Source organism: Streptomyces thermovulgaris (assembly GCF_002155915.1).
GTDB classification, from domain to species: Bacteria; Actinomycetota; Actinomycetes; order Streptomycetales; family Streptomycetaceae; genus Streptomyces; species Streptomyces thermovulgaris.
Window position 1 is genome coordinate 1 of sequence record NZ_MUME01000036.1, and the last position, 20271, is coordinate 20271.

At 72.2% G+C, this 20271-nt stretch carries 17 protein-coding genes and 1 pseudogene; 9 read left to right on the plus strand and 9 right to left on the minus strand.

The features are described 5' to 3' along the window. From CCN35_RS04340 to CCN35_RS04350, 3 genes and pseudogenes are all read right to left on the minus strand, one after another. A pseudogene (locus tag CCN35_RS04340) lies at positions 1-326 on the minus strand (TauD/TfdA family dioxygenase); the annotation flags it as partial. Between the two features lie 52 nt (positions 327-378). Then, positions 379-3660, minus strand: coding sequence for a non-ribosomal peptide synthetase (locus CCN35_RS04345; RefSeq protein ID WP_086791567.1), 3282 nt, complete (start codon positions 3658-3660; stop codon positions 379-381). 14 nt (positions 3661-3674) lie between these two features. Continuing rightward, complete coding sequence (locus CCN35_RS04350) at positions 3675-6212, minus strand: Pls/PosA family non-ribosomal peptide synthetase (protein WP_086791568.1); 2538 nt, start codon at positions 6210-6212, stop codon at positions 3675-3677. A gap of 473 nt (positions 6213-6685) precedes the next feature. Here CCN35_RS04350 and CCN35_RS04355 point away from each other — a divergent pair, with 473 nt between their 5' ends. Beyond that, positions 6686-7624 (plus strand): MIP/aquaporin family protein, encoded by a 939-nt coding sequence (locus CCN35_RS04355; RefSeq protein WP_067389553.1) that lies wholly within the window; start codon positions 6686-6688, stop codon positions 7622-7624. A 251-nt stretch (positions 7625-7875) separates the two neighbouring features. Here CCN35_RS04355 and CCN35_RS04360 read toward each other — a convergent pair whose 3' ends face one another. Beyond that, positions 7876-8367 (minus strand): lamin tail domain-containing protein, encoded by a 492-nt coding sequence (locus tag CCN35_RS04360; protein WP_067389561.1) that lies wholly within the window; start codon positions 8365-8367, stop codon positions 7876-7878. Between the two features lie 170 nt (positions 8368-8537). On the opposite strand from CCN35_RS04360, the gene CCN35_RS04365 reads away from it, so the two are divergent. Then, the gene (locus CCN35_RS04365; protein WP_086791578.1) at positions 8538-9182 is read left to right on the plus strand and encodes a class I SAM-dependent methyltransferase; all 645 of its coding nucleotides are present in this window, start codon (positions 8538-8540) and stop codon (positions 9180-9182) included. A gap of 191 nt (positions 9183-9373) precedes the next feature. After that, positions 9374-10153, plus strand: coding sequence for an alpha/beta fold hydrolase (locus CCN35_RS04370; RefSeq protein ID WP_067389564.1), 780 nt, complete (start codon positions 9374-9376; stop codon positions 10151-10153). 52 nt (positions 10154-10205) lie between these two features. Here the strand turns inward: CCN35_RS04370 and CCN35_RS04375 are convergent, their stop codons facing one another. After that, positions 10206-11231, minus strand: a complete 1026-nt coding sequence (locus CCN35_RS04375; RefSeq protein ID WP_067389567.1) for an alcohol dehydrogenase — start codon at positions 11229-11231, stop codon at positions 10206-10208. A 402-nt stretch (positions 11232-11633) separates the two neighbouring features. Here CCN35_RS04375 and CCN35_RS04380 point away from each other — a divergent pair, with 402 nt between their 5' ends. Next, the gene (locus CCN35_RS04380) at positions 11634-11966 is read left to right on the plus strand and encodes a deoxyxylulose-5-phosphate synthase (protein ID WP_067389571.1); all 333 of its coding nucleotides are present in this window, start codon (positions 11634-11636) and stop codon (positions 11964-11966) included. A gap of 148 nt (positions 11967-12114) precedes the next feature. Here the strand turns inward: CCN35_RS04380 and CCN35_RS04385 are convergent, their stop codons facing one another. Then, positions 12115-13269 (minus strand): Gfo/Idh/MocA family protein, encoded by a 1155-nt coding sequence (locus CCN35_RS04385; protein ID WP_086791570.1) that lies wholly within the window; start codon positions 13267-13269, stop codon positions 12115-12117. Between the two features lie 133 nt (positions 13270-13402). Here CCN35_RS04385 and CCN35_RS04390 point away from each other — a divergent pair, with 133 nt between their 5' ends. Then, the gene (locus CCN35_RS04390; protein ID WP_067389577.1) at positions 13403-14410 is read left to right on the plus strand and encodes a LacI family DNA-binding transcriptional regulator; all 1008 of its coding nucleotides are present in this window, start codon (positions 13403-13405) and stop codon (positions 14408-14410) included. Between the two features lie 149 nt (positions 14411-14559). Here the strand turns inward: CCN35_RS04390 and CCN35_RS04395 are convergent, their stop codons facing one another. Further along, a complete protein-coding gene (locus CCN35_RS04395; protein ID WP_067389580.1) occupies positions 14560-14985 on the minus strand; it encodes an ATP-binding protein in 426 nt (141 codons plus the stop codon). 171 nt (positions 14986-15156) lie between these two features. On the opposite strand from CCN35_RS04395, the gene CCN35_RS04400 reads away from it, so the two are divergent. Beyond that, a complete protein-coding gene (locus tag CCN35_RS04400; protein ID WP_067389583.1) occupies positions 15157-15921 on the plus strand; it encodes an IclR family transcriptional regulator in 765 nt (254 codons plus the stop codon). 84 nt (positions 15922-16005) lie between these two features. Then, the gene (gene glpK / locus CCN35_RS04405) at positions 16006-17541 is read left to right on the plus strand and encodes a glycerol kinase GlpK (protein ID WP_086791572.1); all 1536 of its coding nucleotides are present in this window, start codon (positions 16006-16008) and stop codon (positions 17539-17541) included. On the opposite strand, the gene CCN35_RS04410 is transcribed toward glpK, so the two are convergent. Continuing rightward, complete coding sequence (locus CCN35_RS04410) at positions 17535-17915, minus strand: helix-turn-helix transcriptional regulator (protein WP_067389597.1); 381 nt, start codon at positions 17913-17915, stop codon at positions 17535-17537. The two genes, glpK and CCN35_RS04410, sit on opposite strands and share 7 nt — an antisense overlap. Before the next feature lie 151 nt (positions 17916-18066). On the opposite strand from CCN35_RS04410, the gene CCN35_RS04415 reads away from it, so the two are divergent. Together CCN35_RS04415 and CCN35_RS04420 are read left to right on the plus strand one after the other, a co-directional pair. Continuing rightward, positions 18067-18807, plus strand: coding sequence for an ANTAR domain-containing protein (locus CCN35_RS04415; protein ID WP_158100372.1), 741 nt, complete (start codon positions 18067-18069; stop codon positions 18805-18807). 315 nt (positions 18808-19122) lie between these two features. Beyond that, positions 19123-19530 (plus strand): SseB family protein, encoded by a 408-nt coding sequence (locus tag CCN35_RS04420; protein ID WP_067389603.1) that lies wholly within the window; start codon positions 19123-19125, stop codon positions 19528-19530. A 21-nt stretch (positions 19531-19551) separates the two neighbouring features. Here CCN35_RS04420 and CCN35_RS04425 read toward each other — a convergent pair whose 3' ends face one another. Next, positions 19552-19965, minus strand: a complete 414-nt coding sequence (locus tag CCN35_RS04425) for a MarR family winged helix-turn-helix transcriptional regulator (protein WP_086791576.1) — start codon at positions 19963-19965, stop codon at positions 19552-19554. Between the last annotated feature and the right edge of the window lie 306 nt (positions 19966-20271).

Below are 20271 nucleotides of genomic sequence, written 5' to 3' on the forward strand. Positions count from 1 at the left end.
TCGTGGTGCATGCACATGGGCTGGTTGGCGGGCCAGGCGGTGGAGGAGTACAGCCCCGGGCCGCGGGGCTCCCGGGGAGCGAAGGCCTCCCGTTCCGCCATGAGCGGGCCGCCCAGTTCCGCGAAGACGGCGGCGATCAGGTCCGGGTCCCGCAGCCCCAGGCCGCGCACGAGCAGCGCTCCGTGCTCGGTGACCTGCGCGCGCAGCGCCTCGCGGTGCTCGGCCGCCCAGCCGACCGCGTCCGCAGGGGGTTCCAGGTGCAGGAGGGGAGGCCGGTCGGGCCGCAGCTCCACCTCCAGCACCGACGCCGAGGACGAGAACGACATCTCGGTTTCCTTTCGTTCGTCACCAAGGAGGCCCGGGCGGGCCCCGAAGGGGTCAGGAGGACGCCAGCAGTTCGGCGGCGCCCAGGACGACCCGTGCGGTCTCGGCGGGACGGGTGCGCAGGAAGTAGTGGCCCCCGTCGGCGAGTTCGTGCAGATCCACCTGCTCGGCCAGCAGTTCCCAGTCCCGCCAGCGGTCGCGGAACCGTGCGGTGTTCGCGTCGTCGGCGGCGACGACCACGGTGACCGGCGCCGTCAGTCTCGCCGCCGGCGGGTTCTCCAGGGCGCCGGCCAGATAGCGGTGTGCGGACACGCAGTCGTGCCGGTAGGCGGCACCGATGTGCTCGGCGTGCTCCGCGTTCAGCTCGCCGAGTTCGCTGTAGCCGCTGTCCGCGCTCAGCTCCGCGGCGATGTCGGCGTTGCTCCGCTGCGTCAGTTCGGCGATCGCGGCGCGCCGCTCGGCGGCGGTGCCGAGCAGTTGCGCACCGAGGAACACCCGCGTCACCTCGATTCCGCGCCCGAGCAGCCTCCGGGCCGTCTCCAGGGCGGGCGCGGCGCCGGAGGAGTGGCCCCACAGCATGACCCGTCCCGGGCCGCGCCCGGCGATCTCGGCGACGACCCGCTCCACCACCTGCTCCAGCGGCGCGAACGGCTCCTCGACGGCCGCCAGGTCGTGTCCGGGCAGGTCCACGGCGTACACGGCGAGGCCGCCGCCGGCCAGGGCGCTCGCCATCGGCTGGAAGTTGACCGCGTTGCCGCCCGCGTACGGGAAGCACACCAGCGCGCACTCCGGGCCGCCCTCCGGCTCCGACAGCGGCTGGAGCAGCTCCGGACGCCGGCGGGCCGTGCCGTCCAGACGCGCGGCCAGGTCGGCGAGCACCGGGTGGCGGGTGATGTCCTTCAAGGACACCGCGCGGTTCAGGGCGATGGTCAGCTTCACCGCCGTCAGCGAGGTGCCGCCGAGGCCGAAGAAGTGGTCCCGCCGGCCGATCGTGTGCGGGTCCAGGCCCAGCAGCTCGGCCCAGACGGCCGCCAGCCTGCGCTCGGTCGGGGTGCGCGGTGCGCCGCCGTCGTCCCCCGCCGTGCGCTCCCCGTCGGCGGCGCCCTGCGCCGACGGCGCGCTCCGTTCGGCCAGCGCGGTCAGCGCCTTGCGGTCGATCTTGCCGTTGGCGGTCAGCGGCAGCGCCTCCTGCCAGTGGAAGGCGGAGGGAACCATGTACGCGGGAAGCGAGGCCCCGAGTGTCCGCCGCAGTTCCTGGGACCGCAGACGCCGGCCGGTGTAGAAGGCGATCAGATGCGTGCTCCGGCCCGCCAGATCGGCGACAACCACCGCGCCGTCCCGGACGCCGGGCACCCGCAGCAGGGTGTTCTCGATCTCGCCGATCTCGATGCGGAATCCGCGGATCTTCACCTGGCTGTCCCGGCGGCCGAGGAACTCCAGCTTCCCGTCGGGGTGCCAGCGTCCCCAGTCGCCGCCCAGGTAGAGCCGCTCGCCCGGACGGTACGGGTCCGTGCGGTAGGCCTCACGGGTCCGTTCGGGGTCGTTGACGTAGCCGCGTCCCACGCACACCCCGGAGAACGCGATCAGTCCCGGGGCGCCGAGCGGCACCAGCGACAGCCGCTCGTCGACGACGTAGACCCGTACGTTGCTGACCGGGCGTCCCAGCAGCACCCGGTCCGGCACCGTGTCCATCACCTCGTGGTTGGTGTCGTCCGAGGTCTCCGTCAGCCCGTAGGCGTTGACCAGCCGGATGCCCGGCTGGAGGGCGAACCAGCGCTGCACCAGCTCCCGTTTCAGCGCCTCGCCGGTCACCGACACACAGGCCAGGTCGGGCAGTGCGCGCGGGTGCTGCTCCAGGTACGAGACCACCACCTCCAGATAGGAGGGCACGAGCTGCGCCACCGCGACCCGGCCGTGCACCAGGGTGTCGACGAACCGCTCCACGTCCGTGATCGCGTCCTGCTCGACCAGCAGGGTCCGCCCGCCCACCAGCAGCCCGGCGATCAGCTGCCACAGCGAGATGTCGAAGCACTGCGGGGCCGTCTGCGCCACCACCCGGCCGGGGCCGATCCCCAAGTCGTCGATCTTGGCGTACAGATGGTTGAGCATGCCCGCGTGCTCGCACATCGCCCCCTTCGGCTCGCCGGTGGAGCCGGAGGTGAAGTAGATGTACGCCAGCTGGTCGGGGGAGACCTCCACCTCGGGGTTCCCGTCGGCGTGCCCCTCGGCGTACGCCGCCTCGATGAGCAGCTTCTCGGCCTTCTCCGGCAGCGTGGCCAGGGCCTCGTCGAGGCTGCCGGTGCTGCCCGGCTCGGTCAGCACCAGCCGGCACCCGGCGCGGGAGAGCGTCGTCGCGATGCGGCCGGCCGGGAAGTGCGGCTCGATCGGCAGGTAGACACCGCCGGCCTTGAACACCGCCAGCACCGCGGCCAGCCAGTCGAGATTGCGTTCGGTGACCACGGCCACCACGCCCTCCCGGCCCAGACCGCGCGCCAGCAGCGCCCGCGCCAGCCGGTTGGCCCGCGCGTTCAGCTCCCCGTACGTCCACGACCGGTCCTTGTGCACCGCGGCCACCGCGTCCGGGTGCTCCCGCACCCGCTCCTCGAAGATCTGGTGCGCCCGCAGCGGCGGCAGCTCCCGGTGGGGTCCGGCCAGAGCCTCCAGCTGGTGGCGCACCTCCTCGGGCGACAGCAGACTCCGTCCTATGTGCCCGGCGTCCGGGTCGGCCGTCATCAGCCGCAGCGCGGTCAGGTGGTAGCCGCCGATCCGGGCCGCGGCTTCGGCGTCCAGGACGTCCGTGCGGTACCGCAGCCGCAGCACGAGCCGGTCGTCCCGCTCGCCGAACGCCACCCGCAGCACGGCCTCCTCGGGCAGGTCGCATCCGGCGTCCGCGGGGTCGAGGACGACCTCGTACGACCGTTCCGTCAGCCCCAGGTCCCGGCGCAGCTCGCCGACCGGGAAGTCCTGGTGGGCGATCAGTTCCTCCTCGACACGGCGGACGTCGAGCACCAGCCGGCGCCACGACCGCGGTGCGACGGTCAGCCGGCAGGGCAGCGGACCGCGTCCGGGACCCGTGACGTACCCGGTCACCACGTCCTGCTCGGCCGACAGCGCGGCCAGCACCTTGGCGTGGGCGGCCAGCAGCACCGTGCTCACCGGCACGTCCAGCCGTGCCGCCAGGGCGCGCACCGCCCGGGCCGTGTCCGCCGGCACGGTCTCCTCGTGTTCGGCCGCGCCGGCCACCGGCTCGCGCGCCCACCGCGGGACGGCGGTGAAACCGCCGGCGGTCAGCACCTTGCTCCAGAACTCCCTGTCCGCTGCCACGAGCGTTCCCATCGAATGCCTCTTCCTCAACTCGCCATCGGAGCGGCGGGGTTTCCGCCCCACTCCGTCCGTGCGGGGACTTCCTCGCCTTTCATGAGGAAGGAATCGGGGGCCAGTACGGCCTCGTCGCCCACCGTCACGCCGTAGTGCACATGCGCGCCGACCCCGATCGTGCAGTCGGCGCCGAGCGTGGTGCGGTCCGACTTGAAGGTGCCGTCCTCCTGCGAATGGCACTGGATCTTGCTGGCGGCGTTCAGGGTGCAGTCGTCCCCGATGGAGGTGAGCGTGCGCTCGGTGATGTAGCAGCCGTCGTCGAAGACCCTGCGTCCGATCCGCACCCCCAGCAGACGCCACACCAGGCTCTTGAACGGGGTCCCGTTGAACACCTCGAGGTACTCGTCCGGGACCTTCCACAGGCGCTCGTGCCACCAGAAGTAGGGGTCGTAGATGGAGCACAGCCGCGGGCTCAGCGCGCGGAAGGAGGCGACCGCCCGTTCCACCAGGATCCAGTAGGCGGCGGTGACGGCCAGGGCGAGGGCCAGATAGCCGGCGATCACCACGGGGCCCAGCCTGCCGTACAGGTCGACGGCGGCCAGGGCGAGCGCCGTGAGCAGCGCGGCGTTCCCCCAGCGCAGCAGCAGGAACAGCGCCATCGAGCGGAGGTTGTACCGGTTCTTGGCGGCAAGGCCGCGGCGCAGCGCCTCGCCGGTCCTGAGGTGGTCGAAGCGGGTGTCGCGCTCCACCGTCCGCGGGATCTCGAAGCACGGTGAGCCGAGCAGCCCGACGCCCTGGCGCAGTTCGCCGTCGAGGGGGACCATCACCTTCGTCGCGAGCAGGCAGTTCTCGCCCGTCCTGGCCCCGGCCGGATAGGCGATGTTGTTGCCGAGGAAGTTGCGCGGGCCGATGGTCGCCCGGCTCACCCGGAACGAGGTGCTGGAGAAGTCCGCGTTGACCACGGACAGCCCGTCGGCCACCATCGTGCCGCTGCCGACGGACACCAGGAACGGCGTCTCGTGCTGGAGTTCGGTGCCGAAGTTCGACCCGGTCTGCTCCACCCGGGACAGGTCGTAGCCCAGGAGGCGCAGATAGGGGACGATGTACGAACTGTCACCGCACAGCCAGGTGAAGAACTTGACGTTCGTCATGCCGGCCACCGCGCGGTGCAGGGCGTAGTGGAAGCCGTAGAGCGGGTAGACCCGGTCGGGTTCGAAGGCCAGGTTCAGCAGCCGGGGGACGGTGAACAGAAGGGCCGCGCCCAGGATCACGAGCCCGAGGAACAGCGCGCCGGACAGCAGCAGGGTGTCGGTGACGAACTCCGTGACCGAGGACAGGGCCGTGCCCGACTCCAGCCGGGTGCGCAGGGCCGGCACCTGCGTGAACAGCATGTACAGCCCGCCGATCGTGAGCGGCAGGTACAGAAGGAACAGCTGCAGCAGGGTGGTCAGCGCATAGCCGGCGCGGCGCAGCGTGCCGCACGGGGCCGGTTCCACCCGGACGTAGTCGACCGTCGTGGGCTGCGCGGGGGAGCCGTGGTGGCGTTCGCCGTCCGGGACGTGCTGGCCGCGGTACAGGGCGGAGGCATGGCCGAGTTGCGCCCCGTCGCCCATCGAGGTGTCGATGTCCAGCACCGTCTTCTCGCCGATGAAGACGTTCCGGCCGAGCGTGATCCGGCCGGTCTGGATGTGTCCGGCATGCGCGCGGTAGCCGAGGAAGAACGAGTCCTTGCGGATCACCGTGCCGGAGCCGATGGTGAGCAGGTCGGTGCACACCGGGACGGAGGGGGAGAGAATCGTGACGTTCCTGCCGATCCGTGCGCCCAGGGCCCGCAGATACATCACATACAGCGGATTCCCCACGAAGAGGACCATCGGATTGGCGTGCAGCAGCGACTTGACGATCCAGAAGCGCAGATAGGTCACGCCCCACAGCGGGAACTCGGTGGGTTTCCAGCGGCCGATGAGAATCCACTTGGCGGCGACGGGGAAGGCGCACAGGGCGATGAACCCGGCACCGCCGAACACGAGTGACCGCAGGTAGATGTCGAGGAATCCGGATCCCGCGGCGACCCACGCATAGCCCTTCACGGTGGCCACCGCGACGGCGAGGGAATATCCGAGAAAAACCAGCAACTGGGCGGTTCCGCACAGTACGTAGCGCGCCGTGCTCTTCGGTGCCGTCCGGACCGGTGGAGCCGGCGGGGCCGGCGGGGCCGGTTTCGCGGGCGCGTCCGGGGCCGGGGCGTCGCCGGGCGGTGGTGCGGTCCGGGCGAGAGCGGCGGCCAGATCGCGGAGCGTGGGGTTGCGGTAGATGTCCCGCATGGACACGGACGGCAGGTTCGGTCTCTTCCGCACCCGTGCGCAGAACTGGGCCATGACGAGGGAATTGGCGCCCAGATCATTGAAGAAATGACTGTCGGGCGCGACGTGATCGACGTGCACGAGGTCCGCCAGGATTTCGGCGAGTTCCCTTTCGGTGTCCGTCGTCGCCGGGGCGCTGCTTCCCTGCCCGACGAGCGCGGATCCGTCCGCCCCGGGCATCAGAATATCCGCAGACTTCTCCACCATGCGAGCTCCCTGAGAAAGGTCAAAAACCATCGGCCAGCGGTGCCCGGTTCCCGAGACCGTGCGTTTTCGCCTGATCACGAAACCATGGTTCAGTCTTGTTCGGTCGTCGCCGGGTTGCCACTCGGGATACGGTTGAACCGCCGCGGGCGGAAGCACGGAAAGCATCTTTCTCTCGGTTCTCCCTGCCAGGACACGAGCAATGTCACCCGTACGGGGGTTCACCCCTCGAGAGGATGCGAAGCGGCATGTGTCCTTTCAGGACGGGCCGGTGGACCTGTCGCTCGCCCCATGAGCCGGGGCGTTCGGCGCGTTCCGGCCTTTCGGGAGAGCGGGCGCCGGGAACACGGCATTTCTCAGGGGCAGTCCGGTCAAGTGGCCGTACTCCGCCCCCGCGCGCACACTGAGCACTGGCGGAGCCGCCCTGAGGAGGGCTGTGTCGATGGTCCGCCCGACCGTTTGTTGAGGGGGCCGATATGGCCGTGGAAATACCGCCCTTGTTGAAATCCTCACGACTCAAACAACGTGGGGGGCTCCTGGGCGAATGCATGGCGGAGTTCCTGGGAACCTTCGTCCTCATCGCCTTCGGATGCGGTTCGGTGGCCGTGGCGGTCGCCGGACTGCCCGGCTCGGGCCGCACGTCGGGGCCCACGACGTTCTTCATCAGCTCCGGTGACTGGCTGCTGATCACCTGGGGCTGGGCGATGGGCGTGGTCTTCGGTGTGTACGTGGCCGGAGGCGTCAGCGGGGCGCACATCAACCCCGCGGTCACCCTCGCGTTCGCGGTGCGCCGCCGGTTTCCCTGGGTGAAGGTGGTCCCGTACTGGATCGCGCAGGTGGTGGGCGCCTTCGCCGGAGCGGCGCTGGTGTACGCCGTCTACCACGACGCCATCAACGCCTTCGACCGGGCGATGCCGGGACCGAAGACGGGCGGGCACACGCTCGCGTCCTTCTCGATCTTCGCCACCTTCCCGGCGCCCTACTTCCAAGGCGGCCACTGGGGCCCGCTGGTGGACCAGATCGTCGGCACCGCGTTCCTGGTCATGCTGGTCGCGGCACTCATCGACCTGCGCAACATGGCCGTGCAGTCCAACCTCGGGCCGCTGCTCATCGGCTTCGTGGTCGCCGCCATCGGCATGTCCTTCGGCCCGAACGCCGGATACGCCATCAACCCGGCGCGCGACTTCGGGCCGCGCCTGTTCACCTTCGCCGCGGGCTGGGGCGACCTGGCGTTCCCGGGCAGCCTGGCCGGGGCGTTCAGCAGCTACTGGTGGATCCCCATCGTCGGACCGCTCGTCGGCGGGGTCGTCGGCGTCCTGGTGTACGACTTCTTCATCGGTGACGTCCTGCACGCCCGTGCCCAGGAGGGCGCGGTCGTGGAACCCGGACGCACCCGCCCGGTGGAGGAGGAGTGACCCCGCCACCGGACGGGACGCCGGAACCCGGAGCCGGCCGGGAAAGCGGCCGGCGCCGGGCGTTGGAGCGGTGCACGCGGGTGACCGGCGCGCCGCTCGCGCCGGCGGTCCGTGCTCCGCGTCCGACTGCGCGACAGAACCGCCCCGCCCGGTAGCGGGTGACGGAGCCGTGGACGGCGGAGCGCGTGCCGCCGCGGGTGGTGCGTCCGCTGCTCCCGCCGCAGCTGCCGGCGGCGCGGACGGCCCTCGGGCTAGCCGTGGTAGGTGATGTAGCCGTTGCCGTCCCGGTCGTTGCGGGCCTTGGTGTAGGAGTGGACGTCGGCACGGGCGCCGGAGGGCTTGAACAGGTAGACGGTGTCCTTGTCGTTGTTCCAGATGAAGTTGCAGTTCTGGCGGTAGACGACGTTCTTGGCGTCGGAGTCCGTGCCCTTGCCCCCGCGCAGCTTCACGTAGTCGCCGGGCTCGAGGTAGTGGTTGGAGCGGAACGTGAACTTGTTGCCGGCGGCGTCCTTGACGACGTAGCCCTTGAGATTGACCCGCGCGGTGCGCGAGTAGTTCTTGATCGTCAGGTACTCGTTCTTGGTGTTGCCCGTACGGCAGTTGTTGGAGTCCCGGCCGGGCGCGTCGTACTGGATGCCCCTCACCTTCAGTGCCGACGAGTACTCGGCGGCCTGCGCGGGAGCGGCGACGACGGCGATGGTGCCCGCCGCGGCGGCGACGGCGAGCGCGGAGCGTATACGCATGAGGTTCCCCCCTCAGTCGTGCCGATGGAGCGGCAGGAGCCTACACAACTCATGGCGAACGGGTGACTTGTTCGTGTGGGAAGTGTGAAGGGTCCTGTGCCGGTGGGAGAATGAGCGCCCGCTGTCCCGGGGTGGAGAACCCGTCCGGGCTCTCGCTGCCGTGCACCCCCATGCCCGACCCCTCCAACCGCACGGCCGTCCGCGTCTCCTGCGACACCGTCGCCTCCGCCTGCGCCGAACGCGTCCCGCGGCCCTCCGAGACGGACCCCCTCTCCCGCGGCATGCCGGCGGCCTTCGCCGAAACGGTGCGGCGCTCCGCCCCGGGGCCGGTCGCGGACCTGGGCTGCGGCCCCGGACATGTGACCGCCCGTCTGGCGGACCCGGGGCTTTCGGCGTCCGGTGTCGATCTGCCGGCCGGCATGGTGGAGCTGGCCCGGCGCGCCCACCCGGACCCGCGGTTCGTGCAGGGTTCGATGACCGCGCTGGGGGTGGGCGACGGCGTGCTCGGCGGCATCCTCGCCCGGTGCTCCACCCACCACACGCCGCCCGTGGAGCTGCCGCTGCTCTTCGCCGAGTTCCGGCGCACGCTCGCGCCCGGCGGACACCTGCTGTGGGGATGCCGCATCGGCGACGAGCACCGGCGGCCCACCCGGGCGTACGGCCACCCCGTGTCCTGCGCCTGGCATCCGCTGCCCGTGGAGCGTGTGGCCGAACTGCTGGAGCGGGCGGGGCTGAGGGTCGTGGCGCGGCTGGTGCAGGAGTCCGATGAGCAGTCGCCCCGGCCCAGCGCCTGTCCTCTGGCACGCAAGGACTGACCGCCGCACCGCAGACAAGGGGGCGCGACCGGTGACGGCGCGGCTCCGGCCGGGCGGTACGGCACGACGCCGGCGGACCCGGGCCGCCGAGCCGGCTGCCGCACCACGGGATCGGCCGAGGACGGTGACGGCCGGCCGGACCACCGCTACCGTACTGGCCAGTAACCCGACCGTGCTCCCGGAGGTTCCCCATGCCGCAGCTCGAGGTCGACGGTGCGCTGCTGACGTACGACGACGAGGGCCCGCGCGACGGCGACGGCGCGCCCCTGGTGTTCGTCCACGGCTGGACGGCGAACCGGCACCGCTGGGACCACCAGCTGGAACACTTCTCGGCCAAGCGCCGGGTGGTCCGGCTGGACCTGCGCGGGCACGGGGAGAGCAGCGGCGCGGGGGCACGCACGATCGAGGAGCCGGCCCGCGACGTGGTCGCGCTCCTGGACCATCTGGGCATCGACCGGTGCGTGCTGATCGGGCACTCGATGGGCGGCATGATCGCGCAGACCGTCGCCCTGGCCCACCCCGAGCGGATCGAGCGGCTGGCGCTGGTCTGCTCCATCGGCCGGATGACGTACAGCCGGGGGAGAGGACTGCTGATGGCCGCGTCGACGCTGGTGCCGTTCAAGCTGTTCGTCGCCGCCAACATCCGGCGCGCCTTCGCCCCCGGCCACCCGCGCGAGGAGATCCGGCGCCACATCCGGGCCTCCGCCGCGACCCCGCGCGAGGTGGTCATGACCTGCTACGCGGCCATGCGGGCCTTCGACGTCCTGGACCGGGTGGGCGAGGTCCGCGTGCCCGTCCTGCTGGTGCACGGCTACCACGACATCCAGCTGCCGGTGCAGCAGATGCTGCGGATGGCGAAGGCGTACCCGGACGCGGAGGTCCGCATCGTCGACGCCGGCCATGAACTGCCCCTGGAGAAACCGGCGGAACTGACCGCGATCCTCGACCGGTTCGTGACCGGCCGCTCCTGACGGCCCGGCGGTCCGGCGGCCGGGCGCGCGGGGCTGCTTCCGGGCCCGTGCGTCAGCCGGTGGTGAGCACCATGCGGAAGCGGGCGGCACCGGAGAGCATCTTCTGGTACGCCTCGCCGGCCTGGTCCAGCGGCACGGCCTCGGTCACCGGGCGGATCCCGTGCAGGGCGCTGAACTCCATGGTGTCCTGCACGTCCCGCGAGGTCCCGGACGGATGGCCGCGGACCACCCGGCCGCTCGTGATCAGCTGGAACGGGGAGATGCCCAGCGGTTCGGGCGACGCCCCGATGACCACCAGTTCGCCGCGGTGCGTGAGCCCGTCCACGGTCGCCGCGACGGCCTCGGAGTCGCCGGCGGTGGCCAGGACGACCTTGGCGCCGCCGAGCGCGGTCAGGGCATCGGCGACGGGCGTGCCGGCGGTGCTGTCGACGTAGTGGTGCGCCCCCAGCCGCTTGGCCAGATCGGCCTTGGCGGCCCCCCGGGCGATCGCCACCGTCTCGAAGCCCATGGCCGCCGCGTACTGCACCCCCAGGTGCCCCAGACCCCCGATGCCGAGCACCGCGACCAGGTCACCGGGGCGGGCGGAGCTGCGGCGCAGCCCGTTGAACACGGTCACCCCCGCGCACGCCATGGGTCCGGCGTCGTTCGCCGCCAGGGAGTCGGGGATCCTGGCCAGGGCGTCGACCGGTGCGATCACCCGCTCGGCGAAGCCGCCGTCGTACGACCAGCCGGGCACCTTGAGGTTCACGCACACGATGAAGTCCCCCTGCCGGCACGGTGTGCAGTGGCCGCAGCTGCCGCCGAACCAGCCCACCGTCACCCGGTCGCCGACCTGCCAGCCCTGTTCCCGCGCCCCTTCGCCGAGCTGCTCGATCCGCCCGGCGATCTCGTGCCCGGGGACCACCGGGAAGTCGACGCCGGGCAGGGCGGCGTTCACGAAGAAGCTGTCGCTGCGACAGACCCCGCAGGCCTCCACGGCGATCCTGACGTGGCGGGGACCCGGCTCCGGAACCTCGCGCTCGGACAACTCGAAGGGACCGCCGGAGGTCGTCACCTGTGCGACTTTGTACGTGGTCATGGGTCTCTCCCCACGTCTCCCGAGAAGGGCGGACGGAACGACCCCCCACCACCAGCACAACAGCTCCCGGCGGATCGCGCGCGCCGTGCCCGGGCCGCGACGGCCCGCCTGCGGCCGCCCGGGGCGAGCCGGGTTCCCGCCCGGCGGAGCACCGACGGAACCCGAACCGGCCGCCGCCGTCCCCAGGGGTGGCCCAGGGGAATCGCTCCGCCGTGTTCAACGGCCGCGGTCGAACGGGGACCGCGGTCGAACGGCATCGCCTGACCGGGCAGCTCTTCGCGGTCGGGGAGCGGCGCCCGGCAGGCACCTGGTGGGCGAACAGGGGCATCGCAGCGCCCTGAGCGCCCGAGTCCGGTCCGAAAACCCGTCGACTCCGGGGAGGCCGGGGCCTACCGTGGCGGCATGGGCCATGCCAAGACCTCCTATGTCTGCCTGCCGTGCCGGGCTTCGTACAAGCAGCCGTACGACCTCGGCAGGCCGCGGCGGCTCTGCCCCCGCTGCGCGGAGCCGATGATCCACGCCGGATCGGCCTTCGCACCGCCCCGGCGCCGGGACACCGCGGCCTGGCGGACCCTGTCCGTGCTGCTCCACGCGGGCATCGGCTTCCACAAGAGCTGCTGCGGCGGGCCCGGATACCGTCCGCGCACTGTGCGTGAGGTCCGCGAGCGGATGACCTACGCCCGCAGAAGCGGCGAGCCCCTGGCCCGGGCGCTCGTCCGTCCCGAGGTGCCGTAGCGCGGCGGCGGCCCCGGACGGGCCGCCGCCCGGTTCCCTGCCGGGTGCGAGACGACTCCGCCGTGCGGGACGACGGGCGCGGACCGGGTGCCGCGCATCCGCCACCGGGCCGTCGCCCCGCGCACCGGCCAGGGGCGGGGGAGCGGGCTCAGGCGAGGCTCACCCACGCCCGCTGCTCGGCGGAGCGGGTCATGGCGTCCAGCGCCGCCGCCGCGGCCACCGCGTCGGCGAGGGTGGCACCGTGCGGCTGGTTCTCCGCGATCGAGCGCAGGAAGTGGTGCGCCTCGATGACCTTCAGGTCGTCGTAGCCCATGGCGTTGGCCGCACCCGGCTGGAAGGCCTCGTACTCGCCGTGACCGGGACCGACGTAGACGGTGCTGACCGGCTGGTCCTGGTACGCGGTGCCGCGGCTGACCCCGAGTTCGCCCATGCGGCGGAAGTCCCAGAAGAGCGCGCCCTCGGTGCCGTGGATCTCGAAGCCGTAGTTGTTCTGCTCGCCCACCGAGACCCGGCAGGCCTCCAGGACTCCGCGCGCGCCGGAGGCGAAGCGCAGCAGGCAGTTGACGTAGTCGTCGTTCTCGACGCGGCCGAGTTCACCGCCCGTCGCCCGGGCGTGGCCGGAGGTGGCGCCGGTCGGACGGGCCCGCTCGGGCACGAACACGGCGGTGTCCGCGGCCAGCGAGTCGATCTCGCCGATCAGATGGCGGGCCAGGTCGACCCCGTGCGAGGCCAGGTCGCCCAGCACGCCGCTGCCGCCGCGCTCCCGCTCGTAGCGCCAGGTCAGGGCGCCCTCGGGGTGGGCGGCGTAGTCGCTGAACAGCCGGATGCGGACATGGATGACCCGGCCGATCTCACCGGCGGTGACCATCTCGCGGGCGGCGGCGACGGCGGGCGCGTTGCGGTAGTTGAAGCCGACCGTGCCGTGCACACCGGCCTCGGCGGCGGCGCCGGCGACCGCGCGGGCGTCGTCGGCCGTCAGGCCCACCGGCTTCTCGACCCAGAGGTGCTTGCCGGCCTCGGCCATGGCGAGGCCGATCTCACGGTGCAGATAGTTCGGGGCGGTGATGCTGACCGCCCGCACACGGGGGTCGGCGACGATCTCCCGCCAGTTCCGGGTCGCGGACTCGAAGCCGTACCGTTCGGCGGCCTCCTCGGCCCGGCCGGGCACCTCGTCGGCGACGGTGATCAGGCGCGGACGCAGCGTGAGACGCGGGAAGTGATGGAGCACGCGTGCGTAGGCCTGGGTGTGCACCCGCCCCATCCAGCCGAATCCGACGACGGCGACGCCGAGCGTGTCCACCATGACAGCCCCTCTTTGGACCGATCCAAAAAACTTGCCGGCTCACGATGAAGGCTGCTCCCACCTGGTGTCAACCCCTGCCGCCGGCCTACTTCCGCCCTTTACAAGAGCACCCCCTTGTGGAACGGTCCATCGTGTGAGACCCCCGACCATTCGCGACGTCGCCGCGCGGGCCGGTGTGTCCAAGTCCCTGGTCTCGCTGGTGCTGCGCGGTTCCGACAGTGTCCGTCCCGAGAAGCGGCAGGCGGTCCTCGCCGCGATCGACGAGCTCGGGTACCGCCCCAACGCCGCCGCCCGCAGCCTCAGCGAACGGCGCACCCGCACCGTCGGCGTGCTGCTGAACGACATGCGCAACCCCTGGTTCGTGGAACTCCTCGACGGCCTCAACTCCCGTCTGTACGACAGCGGTCTGCACATGCTGCTCGCCGACGGCCACCTCAACCGGCGCCTGGGCGAGGACCTCACCCGCACCTTCGCCGAGCTGCGCGTCGACGGCCTGGTCGCCGTCGGCACCCTGCAGGACCCGCAGGCGCTGCGCGCCGCGGCCGGCCGGATCCCCACCGTCGTCGCCGGCACCCGTGAGCCGGACCTGCCGGAGGTGGACATCGTCACGGGCGACGACGAGCACGGCGCCCGGCTGGCCACCGAGCACCTCATCGCCCTCGGGCACCGGCACATCGCCCACATCGCCGGCCACGGCGCGGTCGGCGAGCTGCGCCGCCGCGGTTTCGAGACCGCCGTGCGCGAGCACGGGCTGGCCGGCACGGCGGTCGTGGAGCAGAGCGACCTGACCGAGGAGGGCGGCTACCGGGCCACCGTGCGGCTGCTCAGCCGTCCCCGGCGCCCCACCGCCGTCTTCGCCGTCAACGACATGGCCTGTGTCGGCGCGCTGTCGGCGGCCGAGGAGAGCGGCCTGCGGGTGCCGCGCGACCTCTCCCTGGTCGGCTACGACAACACCTATCTGTCGCGGCTGCGGCATCTGTGGCTGACCACCGTGGACAACGCCAGCCACGAGGTGGGCCGGCGTGCCGCGCAGCGGCTGCTCGACCGGATCGACCATCCGGACCGCCCGCGCACGGTCGACCTGACCGCCCCGTACCTGGAGGTGCGTGCCACGACCGCCCCGCCGCCCGGCGACGCCTGAGAAGGGCTCCCGGCCCACCCGGGAGGGGGCGACCGAAGGTGGTGCTCCCGGGGCGACGGCCGAGACGGCCCGCCCGGGAAAGGGGCATGGGCCACGGCTCCGGCCTCTCCGGAGGCCGCGCGATTTCCGCCCGTCCGGGCAAGGAGTCCTCAGCCCACCGGCACCTCCGCCCACCGGTGGACCTCACCGGCGTCCGCCCTCACGCCGCACCGGGCCGACAGGGCGGTGACGATGTCCAGACCGCGGCCGTGCTCGTCCGGGTCCACCGCGGCGCACTGCCCGGGCGGTGCCGCGGGACCCTGGTCGGTCACCTCCACGCGGACGGCCCGGCCCATGCCGTCCGGGACGTGCCGCAGCCGCAGGGTGGCGGGCGGCCGGGCGTGCACCAGGGCGTTGGTGACCAGCTCCGACACCACCAGGAGCACGTTCTCGGCCGCGTCCGCGGGCAGGCCCCAGCCGCTCAGCACCCCGCGGACACGCCGGCGTACGGCCGGTACGACGCGCGCGGCGTGCGGCAGCGGGAAGACCCGGTCGGTCCCCCCGTGGGGCGCGGCGACGAGCTGCGCGGTGGTCATGTGGTCTCCTTCTGCCGGATGGGCCGCCGGAGGGCGAATGCGCTGTGAACGGTAGGAAACGAAAAAGGGGCGGTCAATGAACAACGGTCGGCATTGCCGAACGACCCCCCGTGAAGAGGACGAACAGGGCATATCAGAGCAAAAACGAAGGGCGGGCCCTAAGATCGCCCCATGGCCGGACCCGTCCAGTCCATCGAAAGAGCGGCGGCGATCCTGCGGCTGCTGGCCGCCGGTTCCCGCAGGCTGGGGCTCGGCGAGATCGCGTCGTCCCTGGGGCTGGCCAAGGGCACCGCCCACGGCATTCTGCGCACCCTGCAGGGCGTGGGCTTCGTCGAGCAGGACGAGACCACCGGAAAGTACCAGCTCGGAGCGGCGCTGCTGCACCTGGGCACCAGCTACCTCGACGTCAACGAACTGCGCTCGCGCTCCCTGAACTGGGCCGACGCGCTGGCCGCCCGCAGCGGGGAGGCCGTCCGTCTGGGAACGCCCCTGGAGGGCCAGGTCCTCGTCGTCCACCACGTCTTCCGCCCGGACGACACCCTGCAGACCCTGGACGTGGGCACGCTGCTGCCGCTGCACGCCTCCTCCCTCGGCAAGGTTCTGCTGGCCTTCGGGACCGCCACCCTCGACCCGCCCGAGGAGGGGCTGAGGGCGTACACCCGGCACACCCTGGTCGACCCCGGGGAACTGAACCGGGCACTCGCCGAAATCCGGGAACTCGGATGGGGAGCCGAGGTGCAGGAGATGAGCATGGGAGACGCCGGAATCGCCGCTCCGATCCGCGGACACGGCGGCCTCGTGGTGGGCGCCATCGGGCTGTCCGGCCGCGTCGAGCGGATCTGTGACCACCGGGGCCGGCCGCTGCCCGCACTGGTCGCCCTGGTCCGGGACGCCGCACGGGCGATCTCCCGGGAGCTGGGAGCCACCCGCTGGTAGACACGGCGGATCCCGCCGTCCCGGTCGAGGTGTCCCGGTCGGCGGGTTCCCCCCGCAGGACGCATCGGAAGGCAGGTCCCGATCATGGTTGAGCGGTATGTGATGTCCATCGACCAGGGCACCACGTCCACGCGATGCATCCTGTTCGACCATCGCGGACGACTGGTGTCGGTCGCCCAGCGCGAGCACCGGCAGTACTTCCCCCGGCCCGGGTGGGTCGAGCACGACGCCATGGAGATCTGGCGCAATGTGCAGCGCATCGTCCCCGAGGCCCTGGCCGGTGTCGGCGCGGACGCCGCGCAGATCGCCGCCATCGGGATCGCCAACCAGCGGGAGACCACCGTCCTGTGGGACCGGCGCACCGGCACTCCGCTGGGCCGGGCGATCGTCTGGCAGGACACCCGCACGGCGCCGCTCGTCGACGCGCTGCGGGACCGGCCCGGCGACGAGTTCTTCCTCGACCGCTGCGGCCTGCCCCCCTCCACCTACTTCTCCGCGCCCCGGATCCGCTGGCTGTTCGACCATGTGGAGGACCTGGAGAAACGGGCCCGGAACGGCGAGGTGCTCTTCGGCACCATGGAGAGCTGGCTGATCTGGAACCTCACCGGCGGCGTCGACGGCGGCCTGCACATCAGCGACCCCACCAACGCCAGCCGCACCATGCTCGTCAACATCCGGACCCTGACCTGGGATCCCGAGCTGCTGGACTTCTTCGGTGTGCCGCGCCCGCTGCTGCCGGAGATCCGCTCCTCGGCCGAGAGCTACGGCGAGGCCCGCGCCCTGCTGCCCGGTGTGCGCATCGGCGCCGCCCTCGGCGACCAGCAGGCGGCCCTGTTCGGGCAGACCTGCTTCTCGCCGGGCGAGGCCAAGTGCACCTACGGCACCGGCAGCTTCCTGCTGATGAACACCGGAACCGACCTGGTGCACTCCCGCAACGGCCTTCTCACCACCGTCGCCTACAAGATCTTCAACCAGCCCACGGTCTACGCCCTGGAGGGGCCGATGGCCGTCACCGGCTCGCTCGTCCAGTGGTTCCGCGACCGGCTCGGCCTGATCAGCACCGCACCCGAGATCGAGACGCTGGCCCGCACGGTGGAGGACAACGGCGGCTGCTACATCGTCCCGGCCTTCTCCGGTCTGTTCGCCCCCTACTGGCGCAGCGACGCCCGCGGCGTCATCGTGGGCCTGACCTCGTACATCACCAAGGGGCACCTGGCCCGGGCCGTCCTGGAGGCCACCGCCTGGCAGACCCGGGAGGTCGTCGACGCGGTGAACGCCGACTCCGGGCTCACCCTGAAGCAGCTCAGGGTCGACGGCGGCATGACGTCGGACAACCTGCTGATGCAGATGCTGGCCGATGTGCTCGACGTCCCCGTCGTACGGCCCCTGGTGGCCGAGACGGTCTCCCTGGGCGCCGCCTACGCCGCCGGTCTCGCGGTCGGCTACTGGCCGGACATGGAGGTGCTGCGCCGCAACTGGTACCGCGCCGGACAGTGGCTGCCGGACATGGACCCCGAGCGGCGCGCCTACGAGTACGAGTCCTGGAAGCGGGCCGTGGAACGCTCCCTGGGCTGGATCCGCCCGGACGACGCGGCCAGGGCCCGCCGGTCCGGTCAGTGAGCGGACGGGGAGCGGCCGGAGGAGGAGCCGGGGCAGGAGCGGCCGGAGGGGGAGCGGCCGGAGGGGGAGTGGTCGGCCTCCGCGCGTACGAGCAGCGAGAGCAGCGAGGCCACGGTCAGTCCGGCCTCGGCCGGGTGCCGCAGGACCTTGCTCGGGTCGATCCGGTAGACGTTGCCGCGCCCCTCCCGGGTGCGGGAGAGATATCCGTCGCGCTCCAGATCGGTGATGATCTTCTGGACGGCGCGCTCGGTGAGCCTGCAGCGGGCCGCGATGTCGCGGATCCGGACGTGGTGATCGTCGGCGACGACGGCCAGCACCCGGGCGTGATTGGTCAGAAACGTCCATCCGGCATGCGACTCGGGCACGGCGTCCATGCGGCCAGCCTAGGATCGGGCTTTCGCGTACACAAGAACACGAATGGGATTTCCGGTATGCCTTGACGTGTTCTGGGCGGCAGGGTGAGTCTGGGAGTGGGGAAACGGGCGAACGCACACGAAAGAGGCGCTCATGGCGGAGCCTGCGCACATGTCCCGGACCACCGCCGGCACCGCCGCCCGCGAGGTGCGCGGCGGCGTACCGGCGGCGCGTTCCGGGCGCGGACCGGCGATCGACACCAGCCCTGACGGCGACCGTGTGCGCGTCACGGTGCGCGGCGAGCTCGGCCTCGACGCGGGCCAGGACTTCCGGCGTGCCCTGAAGGGCGCCCTCGGCCGCTCGGCCCGGGGGATCGACCTGGACCTGAGCGGTGTGGAGTCCTGCGACTGCTCCGCCCTCAACATCCTGATCGGCCTGCGGGAGCGGGCCCTGGCCCAGGGCAAGACGATCGTCGTGTGCGCCACCAGCCCCGCGAGCGAACGGCTGCTTCTGCGCACCGGCACCCATGCGCTGTTCGGCGCCGGGACCCCCGACGGGCCGAAGGGGCGCGAGGCGGGGGCGGCGTCCGCCGCCCGGCAGGGGACGCGTACCGGGGACACCGAACAGGACCTGCGCATCGAGGTCGTCCAGCTGCGCCGCGCCATGCAGACCCGCCCCGCCATCGACCTGGCCCGCGGCATTCTCATGGCCTCCTTCGGGCTGACCCCGGAGCAGGCCTGGTCGGTGCTGGTCATCGCCTCCCAGAACACCAACACCAAACTGCACCTCGTCGCCCGGGACGTGGTGACGGCGGTGCAGGGCGGCCCGCTGCCCGGGGCGGTACGGGAACAGCTGACCGCCGCCGTGACCGAGGTACGGGCCTCGGCGGGCAGGGCCGGCGGCGCACGGTAGCGGACACGGTGCGTCGGTTCCGGGCCAGTGGCGGACACGGTGCGTCGGTTCCGGGCCAGTGGCGGACACGGTGCGTCGGTTCCGGGCCAGTGGCGGACACGGTGCATCGGTTCCGGACCAGTGGTTACCCAGAACCCGGGTTCGGAAGTGAGCCCCCGGGCCCCTCGCACGCACCGCGAAGGGCCCGCCCTCCTCCTGCCCGCCGTGTCCGGCCGGTCGTGATTGCGGTGCGAGCGATCGGGTACGCGAGCAGGACCGAGCCCGGGACGAAGAGCCCGAGCCGGCCGCACAACCGCCGCCATCAGGGAATCTGTTATGGAGACACCAGCGAACGACAACGCCATGACGCCCGCCCAGCGCGCGCTGGACGTGCTCGCCGAGAACGCCGAGGACGCGGTGGCACTGGAGACCCTCGCCCGCAGCGACGTCCTGGTCCCCGTGCCGGACGACGCGAGCGACGAGGACGCCACCAACCCCTCGACGGTGGCCCTGCCCGTCCTCGAACAACCGGGCGGAGTGCCGGTAGTGCCGGTGTTCACCTCCGAACTGGAGATGTCCGACCTGCTGCCCTTCGTCTCCCGCTACCGCCTCGTGCCCCTCGGAGCCCTTGCGGCCCAGTGGCCGGCCGACGATCTGTCGCTGACCATAGACGCCGGCTCGCCGCACGGCCTCACTCTCACCTCGGAGGGAGTACGCACCCTGCTGGCCCGGCCCCAGGACTGAGCCGGCCCTCGTTCCCGGCCGTCAGCCGTGGTCGGTCGCCGGCCGGCAGCCGTCGAGCGCACGGGCCAGGGCCGCGCGGTGCAGCGGAAGCACTTCGGCATGCAGCGCGCGGCCCTTGGCCGTCAGGCACACGCTCACCCCGCGGCGGTCCTCCGCGCACACCGACCGCTCCACCAGGCCTTCCCTCACCAGCCGCCCGATCAGCCGGGACAGCGCGCTCTGACTGAGATGGACCCGGTCGGCGAGGTTCTGCACCCGGCACTGCCCGCCGTCCTCGAACGGCTCGGACGCCAGGAGGTCGAGCACCTCGAAGTCGCTCGCACCGAGCCCGTAGGGATGCAGCACGCGGTCGAGTTCGCACATCGTCCGTGCGTGCACCGCCAGGATGCCCCGCCATCGTCGCGCGAGCCGGGTCCCGGCCGCATCCATCTCCATGCACCGCATGGTAATGCGCTTTTCCTGAAATCTGCCTGGTCGCGGCGTCTTTCCCGCGCACGGCCCGTCCGCCTTGTCCACGCGCGGTCCGCCCGCCTTCCCACGCGCGGTCCGCCCGCCTTCCCGCGCGCGGCCCGCCGCCGCTGCCGCCGCCGACCCGTCACCGGCGGGGCGACGGGGCCAGAGGCGTCGTGTGCGCCGGGTGCGGACCGGCGGAAGCCTCCGAGGGTTGCCGAAAGCTTCGGGTGTCGGTCACCCGGTCTTCAACCGAGGACCGCAAGAGTGTCCGTGTCCCCGTCGATCAGC

Coding starts and splice junctions, on each gene's coding strand:
- CCN35_RS04425 (WP_086791576.1), bottom strand. CDS start 19,965: ATGGAGATGGATGCGGCCGGGACCCGGCTCGCGCGACGATGGCGGGGC.
- CCN35_RS04360 (WP_067389561.1), bottom strand. CDS start 8,367: ATGCGTATACGCTCCGCGCTCGCCGTCGCCGCCGCGGCGGGCACCATC.
- CCN35_RS04395 (WP_067389580.1), bottom strand. CDS start 14,985: ATGACCACCGCGCAGCTCGTCGCCGCGCCCCACGGGGGGACCGACCGG.
- CCN35_RS04375 (WP_067389567.1), bottom strand. CDS start 11,231: ATGACCACGTACAAAGTCGCACAGGTGACGACCTCCGGCGGTCCCTTC.
- CCN35_RS04365 (WP_086791578.1), top strand. CDS start 8,538: ATGCCCGACCCCTCCAACCGCACGGCCGTCCGCGTCTCCTGCGACACC.
- CCN35_RS04420 (WP_067389603.1), top strand. CDS start 19,123: ATGGAGACACCAGCGAACGACAACGCCATGACGCCCGCCCAGCGCGCG.
- glpK (WP_086791572.1), top strand. CDS start 16,006: ATGGTTGAGCGGTATGTGATGTCCATCGACCAGGGCACCACGTCCACG.
- CCN35_RS04350 (WP_086791568.1), bottom strand. CDS start 6,212: ATGGTGGAGAAGTCTGCGGATATTCTGATGCCCGGGGCGGACGGATCC.
- CCN35_RS04345 (WP_086791567.1), bottom strand. CDS start 3,660: ATGGGAACGCTCGTGGCAGCGGACAGGGAGTTCTGGAGCAAGGTGCTG.
- CCN35_RS04415 (WP_158100372.1), top strand. CDS start 18,067: ATGTCCCGGACCACCGCCGGCACCGCCGCCCGCGAGGTGCGCGGCGGC.
- CCN35_RS04385 (WP_086791570.1), bottom strand. CDS start 13,269: ATGGTGGACACGCTCGGCGTCGCCGTCGTCGGATTCGGCTGGATGGGG.
- CCN35_RS04370 (WP_067389564.1), top strand. CDS start 9,374: ATGCCGCAGCTCGAGGTCGACGGTGCGCTGCTGACGTACGACGACGAG.
- CCN35_RS04380 (WP_067389571.1), top strand. CDS start 11,634: ATGGGCCATGCCAAGACCTCCTATGTCTGCCTGCCGTGCCGGGCTTCG.
- CCN35_RS04400 (WP_067389583.1), top strand. CDS start 15,157: ATGGCCGGACCCGTCCAGTCCATCGAAAGAGCGGCGGCGATCCTGCGG.
- CCN35_RS04410 (WP_067389597.1), bottom strand. CDS start 17,915: ATGGACGCCGTGCCCGAGTCGCATGCCGGATGGACGTTTCTGACCAAT.
- CCN35_RS04355 (WP_067389553.1), top strand. CDS start 6,686: ATGGCCGTGGAAATACCGCCCTTGTTGAAATCCTCACGACTCAAACAA.